Origin of the sequence: Rhizobium sp. ZK1 (genome assembly GCF_047782645.1) — a bacterium.
Classification (GTDB): domain Bacteria; phylum Pseudomonadota; class Alphaproteobacteria; order Rhizobiales; family Rhizobiaceae; genus Rhizobium.
Genome location: NZ_CP180586.1, coordinates 4129936 through 4143584 on the forward strand (window position 1 = coordinate 4129936; position 13649 = coordinate 4143584).

Sequence of the window (13649 nt, forward strand, 5' to 3'; positions counted from 1 at the left end):
AACTGAATTGTTGTCGAGGACCTGGATGACACCGAAGCTCGTTCTTGCATCGTCGAGCCCGTTCCGCCGCATGCTGATGGAAAATGCCGGCCTCGCTTTCGAAGCGCATGCTGCTCAGATCGATGAGCGGGCAATAGAAGCGCCGTTGGAAAAATCGGGGGCTACGCCGGATGAAGTAGCGCTCGTTCTGGCGGAGGCAAAAGCGGAATATGTCAGCCGGCGCTTCAGCGCCGCGCTGATCATCGGCTCGGACCAGACGATGTCACTTGGCTCTCAGGTTTTTCACAAACCGGAAGATATGGCCGATGCCGCCAATCATCTGCGTGTGCTTGCAGGTAAGACACATCGCCTGAACAGCGCGATCGCAATCGTCAGAGACGGTGAAGTCTTGTGGCGACACGTCGCGCACGCCGAACTGACGATGCGACCGCTGACGGACGATTTCATTGCGCGTCATCTGGAACGCGTCGGTGTAAAGGCACTGGCGAGCGTCGGGGCCTATCAACTGGAGGGGGAGGGGATCCAGCTTTTCGAGAAAATCGACGGCGACTATTTCACAATCCTTGGCCTGCCGATGTTACCGCTCCTTGCAAAACTCCGGGAACTGGAAGCGATCGATGGATGATTCACGTGAAACACTAGGGCCGAAAGCGTTTGTCACGGGCTTTCCAGTCAGACACTCGCGTTCACCATTGATCCACGGTCATTGGCTGAAGACGCTCAATCTGCCCGGCAGTTACTGCGTCCATGAGGTCGCCCCGGAAGCCTTTGCGAATTTTATCGCCTCCCTGCGAGACGGAAGGGCCGGTTTCATCGGCGGCAATGTCACAATCCCTCACAAGGAATTGGCCTTCAAACTGGCCGATCGGCCCGATGAACTCTCGCAAGAACTCGGCGCCTCGAATACGCTGTGGCTGGAGGACGGAAAACTTGTCGCCACCAACACGGATGGCCGAGGCTTCACTGCTAATCTCGATGAACGCCGTCCCGGGTGGGACCGGCACGATAGGGTCGTGATCTTTGGCGCCGGCGGTGCGAGCCGAGCGGTCATCCAGGCTGTCCGTGACCGAGGCTTCAGCGAAATCCACGTCGTCAATCGCACGGTCGAAAGGGCGCGGGAACTGGCCGACCGCTTCGGCCCGAAGGTCCATGCCCATTCGATGGCGGCTCTCGGCGAAGTGATGAAAGGGGCCGGACTATTCATCAACACCACGTCTCTTGGAATGGATGGGGACGCGGCACCGATGATCGACTTCTCGCCGCTGGCCTCGGATGCTGTCGTTACCGACATTGTCTATGTGCCGCTGAAAACGCCGATCCTCGCTCAGGCGGAGGAGCAAGGTTTTGTCATTGTCGATGGCCTTGGCATGCTGTTGCATCAGGCCGTGCCGGGATTTGAAAAATGGTTCGGCAAACGGCCCGTCGTCGATGAAACGCTGCGGGCTCTGATAATAGCGGATATGGAAAAACACTGATGCTGAAGATCGGCCTCACCGGCTCCATCGGAATGGGTAAGTCGACGACGGCGAAGCTCTTTGCGGAAGCTGGTGTTCCGGTTAACGATTCCGATGCGGTCGTCCATGATCTCTATGCTGGCGAGGCAGCCCCTTTGGTCGATGCCGCATTTCCCGGCACGATGAAAAACGGTGCTGTCGACCGTCAGGAGCTTGGCCGGCAGCTCGCGCAGAGTCCCGATGGCTTCAAAAGGCTGGAGCAGATCGTCCATCCTCTGGTGCGTAAACGGGAAAGCGAATTTCTGGAGCGACAGAAAGAAGTGGGGGCTGAGATGGTGGTCCTCGATATCCCCCTGCTTTTCGAAACCGGTGCCGAGCAAAGGGTTGATACAATCGTCGTCGTCAGCGCCGATCCACAGGTTCAGCGTGAAAGAGTGCTTGCGCGTCCGAACATGACGGAGGAGAAATTCAATATGATTCTCTCCCGCCAGATACCCGATGCGGAAAAGCGCCGCCGGGCTGATTACATCGTGGATAGTGGCCACGGCATCGAGGCAGCAAAAGAGCGGGTGGCTGAAATCATCGCCGACCTGAAAAGACGGATAGCGAAGGACCAAGCCCCGCATGCGTGAAATCATTTTCGATACGGAAACCACCGGCCTCGACAATCGCTCGGACCGCATCATTGAAATCGGTGGCATCGAACTCCTCAACCATTTTCCGACAGGAAGGACGATCCATCTTTTCGTCAATCCGGGTGACCAGAAGGTTCATCCGGATGCGCTCGCGGTGCATGGCATCACTGACGAATTTCTGAAGGACAAACCGCCCTTTGCTGATGTCGTCGACCAGATCCTGGAATTTTTCGGCGACGGCAAATGGATCGCTCACAACGCCACCTTCGATATGGGTTTCGTCAACTCCGAACTAGCCCGGATCGGCTTGCCACCCATCCTGCCGGATCGGGTCGTCGATACGCTCTCGCTTGCCCGCCGTAAGCACCCTATGGGTCCAAACTCGCTCGATGCGTTGTGCCGCCGTTATGGCATCGACAATTCGCACCGCACGAAACACGGCGCTCTGCTCGACTCCGAGCTTCTGGCCGAAGTCTATATCGAGATGATCGGCGGTCGGCAGGCAGCACTCGGTCTTGCGGGTCCCGCAAGCCAGCGCACGGGTGAAGTCGTGGTGGAAGATGTTATCGTCGCCACCATCATCGAACGGCCGCGGCCGCTGGCGCCGCGATTGAGCGAAGAGGAAGCCGAAGCCCACAACGCCTTGATCGCCAAACTTGGACAGAAGGCGGTCTGGTCGAAATACGATCAATTCGACTGAAACAAAAATGCCCGGGTTTTTGCCCGGGCATTTGAATATCCAGCCTGTGAGAGCCGCTCAGTTCGGAACGGCCTGAACCTTGGAGCGGGCCTGCTCTTCGGCAACGCGCTGCGCGAACATCTGCGCGAAATCGATCGGATCGATCATCAGCGGCGGGAAGCCGCCGTTGCGGGTGACGTCGGCAATAATCTGGCGGGCGAACGGGAAGAGCATGCGCGGGCATTCGATGAAGAGAACCGGCAGCATGTGCTCCTGCGGGAAGCCGGCAACGCGGAAGACACCTCCATAGACGAGCTCGGTATGGAATACCGTCTTATCGCCTTCCTTGGCTTCAGCGACCAGCGACAGCACGACATCGAAATCCGTTTCGGACAGCGGGTTAGCGTTGACGTTCACATTGATGTTGATCGCCGGTGCCTTGTCGCGGGCCTGAAGCGAGCGCGGTGCGCCCGGGTTTTCGAAGGAAAGATCCTTGACGTATTGGGCAAGGATCGAAAGGGTCGGGCTCGCTGCGCCGTTGCTGCTGTTATCGTCTGCCATGGGCTTTTCCTCGAGGGGCATTGAATGGTGCCGCCATCTAACATTTCGGGGATAGGCTTACAACCCTGGGCCTCCGGCGCAGTTAATACGCCGCCGCATTAGTCGCCGAGCTGTTTGCCGGACCAGGGCGACTTGCCGTTCGGCTCGCGATGATAGTCCTCTTCATCGAGATCGACCACCTTTGAATCGCCCGACTTGCCTGGTCGACCTCGAAAATCCGGACGCGAGGAAGCCGAAAAACCGCCGCCGGCCGTACCAACGACAACGAAACGCTTTGCGATCGACTGCCAAAGCAGATTGCGAACCTGCGGGATAAGAAGCAGGATCGCCAGTATATCCGAGAGAAAGCCCGGGATGATGAAGAGCAGCGCGGCGATTACAGTCATCGCCGGATTGAGCAATTCCCGTCCGGGCATGGTACCGCTGCGCCCTTCGGCGGACATGCGACGCAGGATGCTGATACCTTGCCGGCGCAAGAGGAATGAACCGACGACAAAGCCCAGCACGACAAGCGCCAGCGTCGCGGCAAGTCCAACTGCGCGGCCGACAATCACGAAGCCGGCGATCTCGGCAAGCGGCAGAAGCAGCCCGAAAACCGGCAGCATGGAAAAACGCATCTCTTTACCCCGAGTGGCTCGGGCTCCTCTTGGCACTGGCGAAGATACCAGCCATGATTTGAATCATTCGTATAGCCGGACTATATGGGGTTAGATATTAGGGATGTTAACAGCGAACGGCGGGATATGAGTTCAAACGACTTCATCACTTTATTTTTCTTGGTGGCGGCGGTGCTGATTTTCTTTCAGCTTCGGTCCGTTCTTGGACGTCGCACCGGAAATGAGAAGCCGCCGCGTGATCTCTATACGCCACGGGACGCCGCGCAGACCGATAGCGCCGATGCCGGCAAGGTCGTAACTCTGCCGCGGCGCGATGTGAATGGCGAAGAGGAAGACCGCTTTTCCGCCATCGACGCTTTCGCGCCGGCCGGCACGCCGCTGAACGAATCGTTGCGCGCGCTCAACCGAGCCGATGCCTCCTTCGACCCGAAGGAATTCTTGAATGGCGCCCGCATGGCCTACGAGATGATCGTCATGGCCTTTGCCGATGGCGACCGCAAAACGCTGAAGAATCTTCTCTCCCGGGAAGTCTATGACGGCTTCGACGCGGCGATCAGCGATCGCGAAAACAAAGGCGAGAAGATGAAGTCCACCTTCGTGGGCATCGACAAGGCCGAGATTACCCATGCCGAGACCAAGGGCAGCGAGGCGCAGATTACTGTGCGCATCATCAGCCAGCTGATCTCAGCGACTTACGACAAGAGCGACCTACTGATCGAAGGCGATGCCGAAAATGTCGCCGAGGTCAACGACCTCTGGACCTTCGCTCGCGATACGCGATCGCGCGACCCCAACTGGAAACTCGTCGCGACCGAATCGGAACATGAGTGACGCAGCCGGCTTTGCCCTTCAGGCGGTCAGTTTCGACGCAATGGAAGGCTGGAGGGATGACGATCCCTCCAGCCTTTTTGAAGTCATGGCTAGCTGTCGCCGTCATATTTCCGAAACGAACCCATATCGTACCGGTTCGCTGGGGCTGAGTTCAGCCGATCTTCTTCCATTACTGGAGAAAGCAGAGGCGTTTCGTCCGTCCTCGGCAGAGGAAGCCCGCGCCTTTTTTGAAAAGCACTGTCAGCCGTTCCGGATTGTCCGGGCCGACGGCGTCAGTGGTTTCGTCACCGCCTTCTACGAACCGGAAATCGACGTTTCCGACAGACAGGATGCGACCTACCGTTTTCCCATCTACCGGCGCCCGGACGACCTCATCGACCTCGACGATCAAAATCGTCCGGGCAAGCTCGATGGTTCTTACGTTTTCGGGCGGTTGCGTGACGAGCTGATCGATGCCTATCCAGATCGTCGCGACATCGATCAAGGCTATCTCGAAGGCTGCGGACTTGAGATCGCCTGGGCGAAATCGAAGGTCGATCTTTTTTTCGTCCATGTCCAAGGCGCCGCTCGTCTGCATTATCCCGATGGCAGCATCGGACGTATCACCTATGCCGCCAAAGCCGGCCACCCGTTCTCGGCTATCGGCAAGCTGCTGATCGACCGTGGCGAAATTGACCGCGCCAACATATCCATGCAGTCGATCCGCGCTTGGCTTGCTGCCCATCCGGACCAGGTCGACGAAATCCTTTGGCATAACCGTTCCTATATCTTCTTTCGGGAAGCGCCGGTGGACGATCCGAATGCGGGGCCGATCGCCGCAGCGAAGGTGCCATTGCTTGCGGGTCGCTCGCTCGCTGTTGACCGCCTGATCCATACTTTCGGCTTTCCATTCTTCATCCGTTCCGAAAGCCTGACGCATCTTGATGGCGGCAAGCCGTTTCAGCGGCTGATGCTGGCCCTGGACACCGGTTCGGCAATCCTCGGCCCCGCACGCGGCGACATTTTCACCGGTTCGGGTTATGCTGCGGGAGAACTGGCAGGGACGGTGCGCAACGATGCCGATTTTATAATTCTCATTCCGAATACCGCTGCAGCGAGGTTCCTCTGATGGCGAAGGACCGCAAGCTCAGCTCGGACGAAAGAATCCTCTGGGGCAGGGTAGCCCGCAGCACCCGGCCTATGCCTGGCAAGACGGATGAGCTGACCGCGCTCGACGCATTCCTGCTGGAAGCCGAAGCAGCGGCCGAACAGGAAAAGGCCGAAAAGCAGAAGACGGCTTCACCTCAGCTGCAGCAGCCAGCACCGCAGATGCCCGCAAAACAGCCATCGGGCGTCCACCATCCGCTGGAGCGGCCGGTCAAGCGCAAGATCGCAAAGGGCAAACTGGCACTGGAAGCGCGCATCGACCTTCACGGCATGGTCCAGAGCGAAGCACATTCCTTCCTGCTCGATTTCCTCATTCGGGCGCATGAACGCGGCATGCGGCACGTCCTCGTTATTACTGGCAAGGGCAGCTCCATGGGTAGCGAAGGCGCCTTGAAACGTGCCGTGCCGCTCTGGTTCTCCAAGCCGGAATTCCGCTTTCTGATTTCGTCCTATGAGTCGGCGGCCCAGCATCATGGTGGCGAGGGTGCGCTCTATATCCGCCTCTCCCGGCGCTCCGGAGAAACGTCGTGACGCCGTTTGCTGAAGCAGTCCGCAAGCTACGCGCCCGCAAGGGCGTGACGCAGAAACAGATGGCGGCCGCCCTGAATGTTTCGCCTGCCTATCTCTCGGCGCTCGAGCATGGAAGGCGCGGCGTGCCGAGCTTCGATCTCCTGCAGCGCATCGCCGGCTACTTCAACATCATCTGGGATGAGGCCGAGGAACTCTTCCTCGTTGCAGGCTCTTCCGATCCGCGTGTGATCGTGGATACTTCGGGCCTGCCGTCCGAATATACCGAATTCGCCAATCGCCTTGCCAAGCGAATTCGCAACCTTGACAGCGCCGATATCGCCCGGCTATCGGCGTTTCTTGAAAATGGCGGCAAAGGGGACGGAAAAGCGTCATAATCCCCTGATTTATGCCTTGTTTTAGGGCCTTGCCATTGGGAACTCGCTGCAAAAAACCTATATTCAACATTGAAAAAGCCGGTGATTCGCAAGGCGCGCCGTTGCTGACGACAACAGGGAAAATCTCGACAGAATGACCGATGCACCCGCGACGGAAAACGGCGTAAACACCGAATATGGCGCAGATTCCATCAAGGTTCTGAAAGGCCTTGATGCCGTGCGCAAGCGCCCCGGCATGTATATCGGCGATACCGACGACGGCTCCGGCCTTCACCATATGGTCTACGAAGTCGTCGATAACGCGATCGACGAAGCGCTCGCCGGCCATGCCGATATCGTTACCGTTTCGCTTAATCCTGATGGTTCGGTGACTGTGACGGATAATGGCCGCGGCATTCCGACGGATATCCATAGCGGTGAAGGTGTATCGGCTGCCGAAGTCATCATGACCCAGCTGCATGCTGGCGGTAAGTTCGACCAGAATTCCTACAAGGTTTCGGGTGGTCTGCATGGCGTCGGCGTTTCGGTCGTCAATGCGCTATCGGTGTGGCTGAAGCTGAAGATTCGCCGCCAGGGCAAGATCCATGAGATGAGCTTCACCCACGGCGTTGCCGATGCGCCGCTGAAGGTGACCGGCGAAGCCGGTAACGAGACCGGCACGGAAGTTAGCTTCATGCCGAGCTCCGGAACCTTCACCATGACGGAGTTCGATTACGGCACGCTTGAGCACCGCCTGCGCGAACTGGCCTTCCTCAATTCCGGCGTCCGCATTCTGCTCACCGACAAGCGTCATTCCGACATCAAGCAGGAAGAGATGATGTATGACGGCGGCCTCGAGGCCTTCGTCTCCTATCTCGATCGCGCCAAGAAGCCGCTCGTCGAAAAGCCGGTCGCGATCCGCGGCGAGAAGGACGGCATTACCGTCGAAGTCGCCATGTGGTGGAACGACAGCTACCACGAGAACGTGCTCTGCTTTACCAATAATATTCCCCAGCGCGATGGCGGCACGCATATGGCCGGTTTCCGCGCCGCATTGACACGCCAGATCACCTCCTACGCCGATACCTCTGGCATCACGAAGAAGGAAAAGGTGACGCTGACCGGCGATGACTGCCGCGAAGGCCTGACCGCCGTCCTGTCGGTAAAGGTGCCGGATCCAAAATTCTCGTCGCAGACCAAGGACAAACTTGTTTCCTCGGAAGTGCGTCCGGTTGTCGAAAGCCTGGTCAACGAGGCGCTCAGCACCTGGCTCGAAGAACATCCCGGTGAAGCCAAGGTTCTCGTCGGCAAGGTCGTCGAAGCCGCTGCTGCTCGCGAAGCCGCTCGCAAGGCGCGCGAATTGACGCGCCGCAAGGGTGCGCTCGATATTGCTTCGCTTCCCGGGAAGCTTGCCGATTGCTCCGAGCGTGATCCGGCCAAGTCCGAAGTTTTCCTCGTCGAGGGCGACTCGGCAGGCGGCTCGGCCAAGCAGGGGCGCTCGCGCGAAAATCAGGCGATCCTGCCGTTGCGCGGCAAGATCCTGAATGTCGAACGCGCCCGCTTCGACAAGATGCTGTCGAGCCAGGAAATCGGCACGCTGATCACTGCACTCGGCACCGGCATCGGCAAGGACGAATTCAACGCCGAAAAGCTGCGTTACCACAAGATCATCATCATGACGGACGCTGACGTCGATGGCGCCCACATCCGCACGCTGCTGCTTACCTTCTTCTTCCGCCAGATGCCGGAGCTGATCGAACGCGGCCACCTCTATATCGCCCAGCCGCCGCTCTATAAGGTCTCGCGCGGCAAGTCGGTGCAGTATGTCAAGAATGAAAAGGCACTGGAAGACTATTTGATCGGCCAGGGTCTCGATGATGCGGCGCTGAAGCTCGCCAGCGGTGAGGTCCGCGTCGGGCAGGACCTGAACGAGGTCATTCACGATGCCCTGCGTCTGCGCGCGCTGCTCGACAATCTGCATTCGCGTTACAATCGCGCGGTCGTCGAGCAGGCAGCCATTGCCGGCGCGCTCAATGCCGAACTGGTCAGTAATGCCGAGCGCGCTCAGGAACTGGCGATAGAAGTGGCCAAGCGCCTCGATATTATCGCCGAGGAAACTGAACGTGGTTGGGAAGGCAGCCTCACCAGCGAGGGCGGCATTCGTCTGGAGCGCATGGTCCGCGGCGTCAAGGAAGTCATTGTGCTCGATATGGCGCTGATCGGCTCCCAGGATGCCCGTCTTATCGATCAACTGACACCACGCATGAAGGAAATCTATCAGACGCCGCCGGCACTGAGCCGGCGCGATGGCGATGTCGAAATTTCCGGCCCGCGTGCTCTTCTCGATGCGATTTTCGCCAGCGGCCGCAAGGGGCTGACGATGCAGCGCTATAAAGGCCTCGGCGAGATGAATGCGGAGCAGCTCTGGGAAACGACACTTGATCCGAACGTTCGCTCGCTGCTGCAGGTCAAGGTCAGCGATGCGACCGATGCCGACGGTCTCTTTGCTCGTTTGATGGGCGATGAGGTCGAGCCACGCCGCGAATTCATCCAGGAAAATGCGCTGAGCGTCGCAAACCTCGATATCTGACCGAAACCGGTCGCGAAAGAGCCCCGCAGCCATCAGGCTTGCGGGACTTTTTATTTGTAATCAATCGTTGCCGATGAAATGACCGTTGAAGGCGACTTCCGAAAGCGGCTTGCGCTGGCTCGGAAATTCGCGCTCGCGGTTGCGCTCGGAAAGGGTGTTCTTGTCGGCAATGCGACCGACGGCAATGCCGGCTTCGACGCGATAGCCATCGGGAACACCGAGTTTTTCCTTGATCTCGTCATACTTGATGCCGCCCATGCCATGGGCATAGAAGCCGGAAATACGGGCCTGCATGGCAAGATGGCCCCAGGCTGTGCCGGCATCGAAAGAATGCGTATAGCTTGAGCGTCCCTCGCTGCGAGCGCCGTTGAAGCTGCGCGAGACCACAAAGATCAGCGCCGAAGCGTTCTTTGCCCATTCCTGGTTGGATTCGACGAGCAGGCTCACGAATTCTTCCCAATGCTCGGAGCCCTTCAATGCATAGAGGAACCGCCACGGCTGCATGTTTGCGGAGGACGGTGCCCAGTGTGCGGCATCGAGCAGTGTCAGCAGCTGAGCCTCTTCGATGACCTCGCCGGTAAAGGCGCGGGGCGACCAACGGTCGAGAAACATCGGATCGATTGCATATTCGGATTCGCGGCTATTGGTTTTCGTCATACTGGCTTCCGGAAGTTGGCGATGGACGGGGATTCCACCGCAGAGATCGCTTAAGTGATATTTCCGCGCTCGCTTGCTTGGCAAGCAGAGTTTGGTCGCAGCCAGTGCACAATCTGTTTCCAGAAACTGGCCTTACGCGCGCGCGGAACTCCCGGTAAAGCAGCGTCAAATCCGGTCGATCAGGAGATACGGCATGCTGGTGAATGGGAAATGGACCGAAGACTGGCAGCCGGTCCAGGCGAAGGACGAGAAGGGTGGTTTCGTCCGTCAGATATCGAGATTCCGCAATTGGGTCACGCCTGACGGCAGCGCGGGTCCGACGGGCGAGGGTGGTTTTTCCGCCGAGGCAGGGCGCTACCATCTCTATGTTGCCTATATCTGCCCCTGGGCTTCGCGCACGCTGATCGGCCGCACGCTCAAGGGGCTTGAAGACGCCATTTCGGTTTCGATCGTCGAACCGGCGCTCAGCAAGCAGGGCTGGCGTTTTGGCGATTATCCTGGCGCGACTGCGGATAAGTTGAACGGTGCCACCTATATGCATGAGATCTACACCAAGTCGGATCCGGATTTCACCGGGCGAGCGACGGTTCCAGTTCTCTGGGACAAGAAGCGCGCAACGATCGTCAACAACGAATCCTCCGATATCCTGCGCATGTTGAACAGCGGCTTTGGTGATCTCGCGCATGGCGACATTGATCTCTATCCGGCCGCTCGGCGCAGCGAGATAGATGCCTTCAACGAGCGCATTTATCCGTCACTGAACAATGGCGTCTATCGCACCGGCTTTGCGACGACGCAGATCGCGTATGAGGAGGCTTTTGCGGAGGTCTTCGCATGCCTCGACTGGATCGAACCGCAGCTCGAGAGACGCGGCTTCCTTTTTGCTGAGCATCCGACGGAAGCCGATATTCGCCTGTTCGTCACGCTCGTGCGTTTCGATATCGCCTATCATGGCCTCTTCAAATGCAATCTGCGGCGCCTCTCCGATTATGCCAAGCTCAGGGCTTTCTGCCGCCGAATGCTGGATTGGCCCGGCATCGCCGAGACCGTGAATTTCGATCACATCAAGCGCGGCTATTATTCGATCGAAAGCCTCAATCCTACCCGCATCGTTCCTGTCGGACCGCAACTCACCGAAATTTTCTAGCCGGGCGTACCGCTTCCGCGGAAAGGCATAATGACACCGATGAATAATTCGTTCATAGGTGGCGCACCCGCTTTCCATGAGGAGGATATTTATGAAGCTGATGCGCGTTGGAGAAGCGGGCCGCGAAAAGCCGGCCCTGCTCGATGCCGATGGCAAGATCCGCGATCTTTCTGCCCATGTCGCCGATATCGGCGGCGAAGCGATCACGCCCACAGGCCTTGCGAAGATTGCAGCCCTTGATCCGAAGAGCCTGCCGGAACTGGCCCCTGGCCGTATCGGAGCCTGCGTTGCCGGCACCGGAAAATTCATCTGCATCGGGCTGAATTACTCAGACCATGCAGCCGAAACGGGCGCGACCGTGCCCCCCGAACCCGTCATTTTCATGAAAGCAACGTCGGCGATCGTCGGCCCGAACGATAATGTCCAGATTCCGCGCGGTTCCGAAAAGACCGACTGGGAAGTCGAGCTTGGCGTCGTTATCGGCAAGACCGCCAAATATGTGAGCGAAGCCGAGGCCCTGGATTATGTTGCCGGCTACTGCGTCTCCAATGACGTTTCCGAGCGCGCCTTCCAGACCGAGCGTTCCGGCCAGTGGACCAAGGGCAAGTCCTGCGACACCTTCGGGCCGATCGGCCCCTGGCTCGTCACCAAGGATGAGGTCGAGAATCCGCAGAACCTCGGCATGTGGCTCAAGGTCAACGGGCAGACGATGCAAGACGGCTCCACCAAGACCATGGTCTATGGCATCGCCTTCGTGGTGTCCTATCTCAGCCAGTTCATGTCCCTGCAGCCTGGCGACGTCATTTCTACCGGCACGCCTCCGGGTGTCGGCATGGGCATGAAGCCACCACGTTTCCTGAAGGACGGCGACGTCGTCGAACTCGGTATCGAAGGTCTCGGCACTCAGAAGCAACTCTTTGTTGCGGATCGTTAACTGTTTTTCCTGCGGAAAAGCTTAAGCTTTATGCGCCAAGGTAATGCCGGGAGATCAATTTTCCGGCATTTTTCTTTCAAACTGTAATGTTATGTTGCTGTGCAACAAAAAACTGTTAGCCTACGTTGTTGTGCCAGCATTAACGGAAAGAGTCCGACGCCCTTCAATTGGTGTCGTCTTGCCGGATAGAGAAAGGTGGCGCCCTCCATGTTCTACCAGCTTTATGAATTGAACCATGCAGCGTTAGCACCGTTCCGCGCTGCAGCCGATATCATGCGTTTTGCCTACTCCAATCCGCTGAATCCCTTTTCGCAGACCCCGATGGGCCGCACCATTTCCGCCAGTCTCGAAATGTTCGAGCGAACGACCCGCCGTTACGGCAAGCCGGAATTCGGGCTCAACGAAACTTTGATCGACGGCAAGAAGGTTGCGGTGCGCGAGGAAGTCGTCTGGGTGCGCTCCTTCTGTAACCTCCTGCATTTTTCCCGCGATGTCCCGGCCGGTCACAGCGACGATCCACGCATTCTCATTGTCGCGCCGATGTCCGGCCACTATGCGACCCTGCTGCGGGGCACCGTCGAGGCATTGCTGCCGAGCGCCGATATCTACATCACCGATTGGATCGATGCCCGCATGGTGCCGATGACGGAAGGCACCTTCGATCTTTCGGATTACATAGACTACGTTATCGAGATGCTGCATTTCCTTGGTCATGACACCCATGTCATCGCCGTCTGTCAGCCCTCGGTGCCGGTGCTGGCGGCGGCGGCCATCATGGAAGAAGTCAAGGATCCGCTGTCGCCGTCGTCCATGACGCTGATGGGCGGGCCGATCGACACTCGCATCAATCCGACGGCCGTCAACAAGCTTGCCAAGGAGCGCCCGCTCGAATGGTTTGCCGATAACGTCGTCATGAACGTGCCCTGGCCGCAACCGGGTTTTATGCGACCTGTCTATCCCGGCTTCCTGCAGCTTTCAGGCTTCATGTCGATGAACCTCGATCGGCATCTGATTGCCCACAAGGAATTCTTCATGCATCTCGTGAAGAACGACGGCGAGCCGGAAAAGCATCGAGATTTCTATGACGAATATCTCGCCGTCATGGACCTGACTGCGGAGTTCTATCTGCAGACTGTCGAACAGGTCTTCATGAAGCACGCGCTGCCGAGGGGCGAACTGATGCATCGCGGCAAACGCGTAGACCCTTCCGCGATCCGCAACGTCGCCTTGTTGACGGTCGAGGGCGAGAATGACGATATCTCGGGTGTCGGCCAGACGCAGGCTGCGCAGACCATCTGCGTGAACATTCCTCAGAAGATGCGCATGCATTACCTGCAGCCGGATGTCGGTCACTACGGCGTCTTCAACGGTTCCCGCTTCCGCCGCGAGATCGCGCCCCGTATCGTCTCCTTCACGCGCCAGCATTCCCGTGCGACGAAACCACCGGTACAGCGCGTCATCAAGGGGGGCAAATCGGTGTGAGTTAGAAAACGCTGATTTAATGTTATCGATTC

15 protein-coding genes are annotated in these 13649 nt (G+C 58.3%); 12 read left to right on the plus strand and 3 right to left on the minus strand.

The features are described from left to right. Positions 1–25: 25 nt before the first annotated feature. From ACK9YZ_RS20785 to dnaQ, 4 genes are read left to right on the plus strand one after another with little or no spacing between them, the layout of a single operon-like run. Entirely contained in the window at positions 26–625 is a 600-nt protein-coding gene (locus tag ACK9YZ_RS20785) for a Maf-like protein (RefSeq protein ID WP_416065029.1), read from the plus strand. Next, positions 618–1475: a shikimate dehydrogenase gene (locus tag ACK9YZ_RS20790; RefSeq protein WP_416065030.1), complete on the plus strand. Its 858-nt coding sequence runs from the start codon at positions 618–620 to the stop codon at positions 1473–1475. Before ACK9YZ_RS20785 ends, ACK9YZ_RS20790 begins: the two co-directional genes overlap by 8 nt. Continuing rightward, positions 1475–2086 (plus strand): dephospho-CoA kinase, encoded by a 612-nt coding sequence (gene coaE / locus ACK9YZ_RS20795; protein WP_416065031.1) that lies wholly within the window; start codon positions 1475–1477, stop codon positions 2084–2086. Before ACK9YZ_RS20790 ends, coaE begins: the two co-directional genes overlap by 1 nt. Then, on the plus strand, positions 2079–2789 hold the full coding sequence (gene dnaQ, locus ACK9YZ_RS20800) for a DNA polymerase III subunit epsilon (RefSeq protein WP_216756397.1): 711 nt from the start codon (positions 2079–2081) through the stop codon (positions 2787–2789). The genes coaE and dnaQ overlap by 8 nt, the downstream gene beginning before the upstream one ends. Positions 2790–2846: 57 nt before the next feature. Here dnaQ and secB read toward each other — a convergent pair whose 3' ends face one another. Both secB and ACK9YZ_RS20810 read right to left on the minus strand, forming a co-directional pair. After that, positions 2847–3329: a protein-export chaperone SecB gene (gene secB / locus ACK9YZ_RS20805; protein WP_216756398.1), complete on the minus strand. Its 483-nt coding sequence runs from the start codon at positions 3327–3329 to the stop codon at positions 2847–2849. A 98-nt stretch (positions 3330–3427) separates the two neighbouring features. Beyond that, complete coding sequence (locus tag ACK9YZ_RS20810) at positions 3428–3946, minus strand: FxsA family protein (RefSeq protein ID WP_416065032.1); 519 nt, start codon at positions 3944–3946, stop codon at positions 3428–3430. A gap of 126 nt (positions 3947–4072) precedes the next feature. Between ACK9YZ_RS20810 and ACK9YZ_RS20815 the strand changes: the two genes are divergently transcribed. The 5 genes from ACK9YZ_RS20815 to gyrB all read left to right on the plus strand — a co-directional run bounded on the left by ACK9YZ_RS20815 (position 4073) and on the right by gyrB (position 9397). Further along, positions 4073–4777 carry a Tim44/TimA family putative adaptor protein gene (locus ACK9YZ_RS20815; protein ID WP_216756400.1) on the plus strand — a complete coding sequence of 235 codons (705 nt, stop codon included), beginning with the start codon at positions 4073–4075 and terminating at the stop codon, positions 4775–4777. Continuing rightward, a complete protein-coding gene (locus tag ACK9YZ_RS20820) occupies positions 4770–5885 on the plus strand; it encodes a murein transglycosylase A (protein ID WP_216756401.1) in 1116 nt (371 codons plus the stop codon). The genes ACK9YZ_RS20815 and ACK9YZ_RS20820 overlap by 8 nt, the downstream gene beginning before the upstream one ends. Continuing rightward, complete coding sequence (locus tag ACK9YZ_RS20825) at positions 5885–6454, plus strand: Smr/MutS family protein (protein WP_216756402.1); 570 nt, start codon at positions 5885–5887, stop codon at positions 6452–6454. The genes ACK9YZ_RS20820 and ACK9YZ_RS20825 overlap by 1 nt, the downstream gene beginning before the upstream one ends. Next, positions 6451–6828 carry a helix-turn-helix domain-containing protein gene (locus ACK9YZ_RS20830; protein WP_216756403.1) on the plus strand — a complete coding sequence of 126 codons (378 nt, stop codon included), beginning with the start codon at positions 6451–6453 and terminating at the stop codon, positions 6826–6828. The genes ACK9YZ_RS20825 and ACK9YZ_RS20830 overlap by 4 nt, the downstream gene beginning before the upstream one ends. A gap of 133 nt (positions 6829–6961) precedes the next feature. Next, entirely contained in the window at positions 6962–9397 is a 2436-nt protein-coding gene (gene gyrB / locus ACK9YZ_RS20835) for a DNA topoisomerase (ATP-hydrolyzing) subunit B (RefSeq protein ID WP_216756404.1), read from the plus strand. A gap of 60 nt (positions 9398–9457) precedes the next feature. Here the strand turns inward: gyrB and ACK9YZ_RS20840 are convergent, their stop codons facing one another. After that, on the minus strand, positions 9458–10054 hold the full coding sequence (locus ACK9YZ_RS20840; protein WP_416065033.1) for a nitroreductase family protein: 597 nt from the start codon (positions 10052–10054) through the stop codon (positions 9458–9460). Between the two features lie 193 nt (positions 10055–10247). Here ACK9YZ_RS20840 and ACK9YZ_RS20845 point away from each other — a divergent pair, with 193 nt between their 5' ends. The 3 genes from ACK9YZ_RS20845 (at position 10248) to ACK9YZ_RS20855 (ending at position 13617) form a co-directional block, all read left to right on the plus strand. Then, the gene (locus ACK9YZ_RS20845; RefSeq protein ID WP_416065034.1) at positions 10248–11201 is read left to right on the plus strand and encodes a glutathione S-transferase family protein; all 954 of its coding nucleotides are present in this window, start codon (positions 10248–10250) and stop codon (positions 11199–11201) included. Positions 11202–11292: 91 nt separating this feature from the next. After that, complete coding sequence (locus ACK9YZ_RS20850; RefSeq protein ID WP_416065035.1) at positions 11293–12135, plus strand: fumarylacetoacetate hydrolase family protein; 843 nt, start codon at positions 11293–11295, stop codon at positions 12133–12135. Positions 12136–12342: 207 nt separating this feature from the next. After that, entirely contained in the window at positions 12343–13617 is a 1275-nt protein-coding gene (locus ACK9YZ_RS20855; RefSeq protein WP_416066784.1) for a polyhydroxyalkanoate depolymerase, read from the plus strand. Positions 13618–13649: the final 32 nt, after the last annotated feature.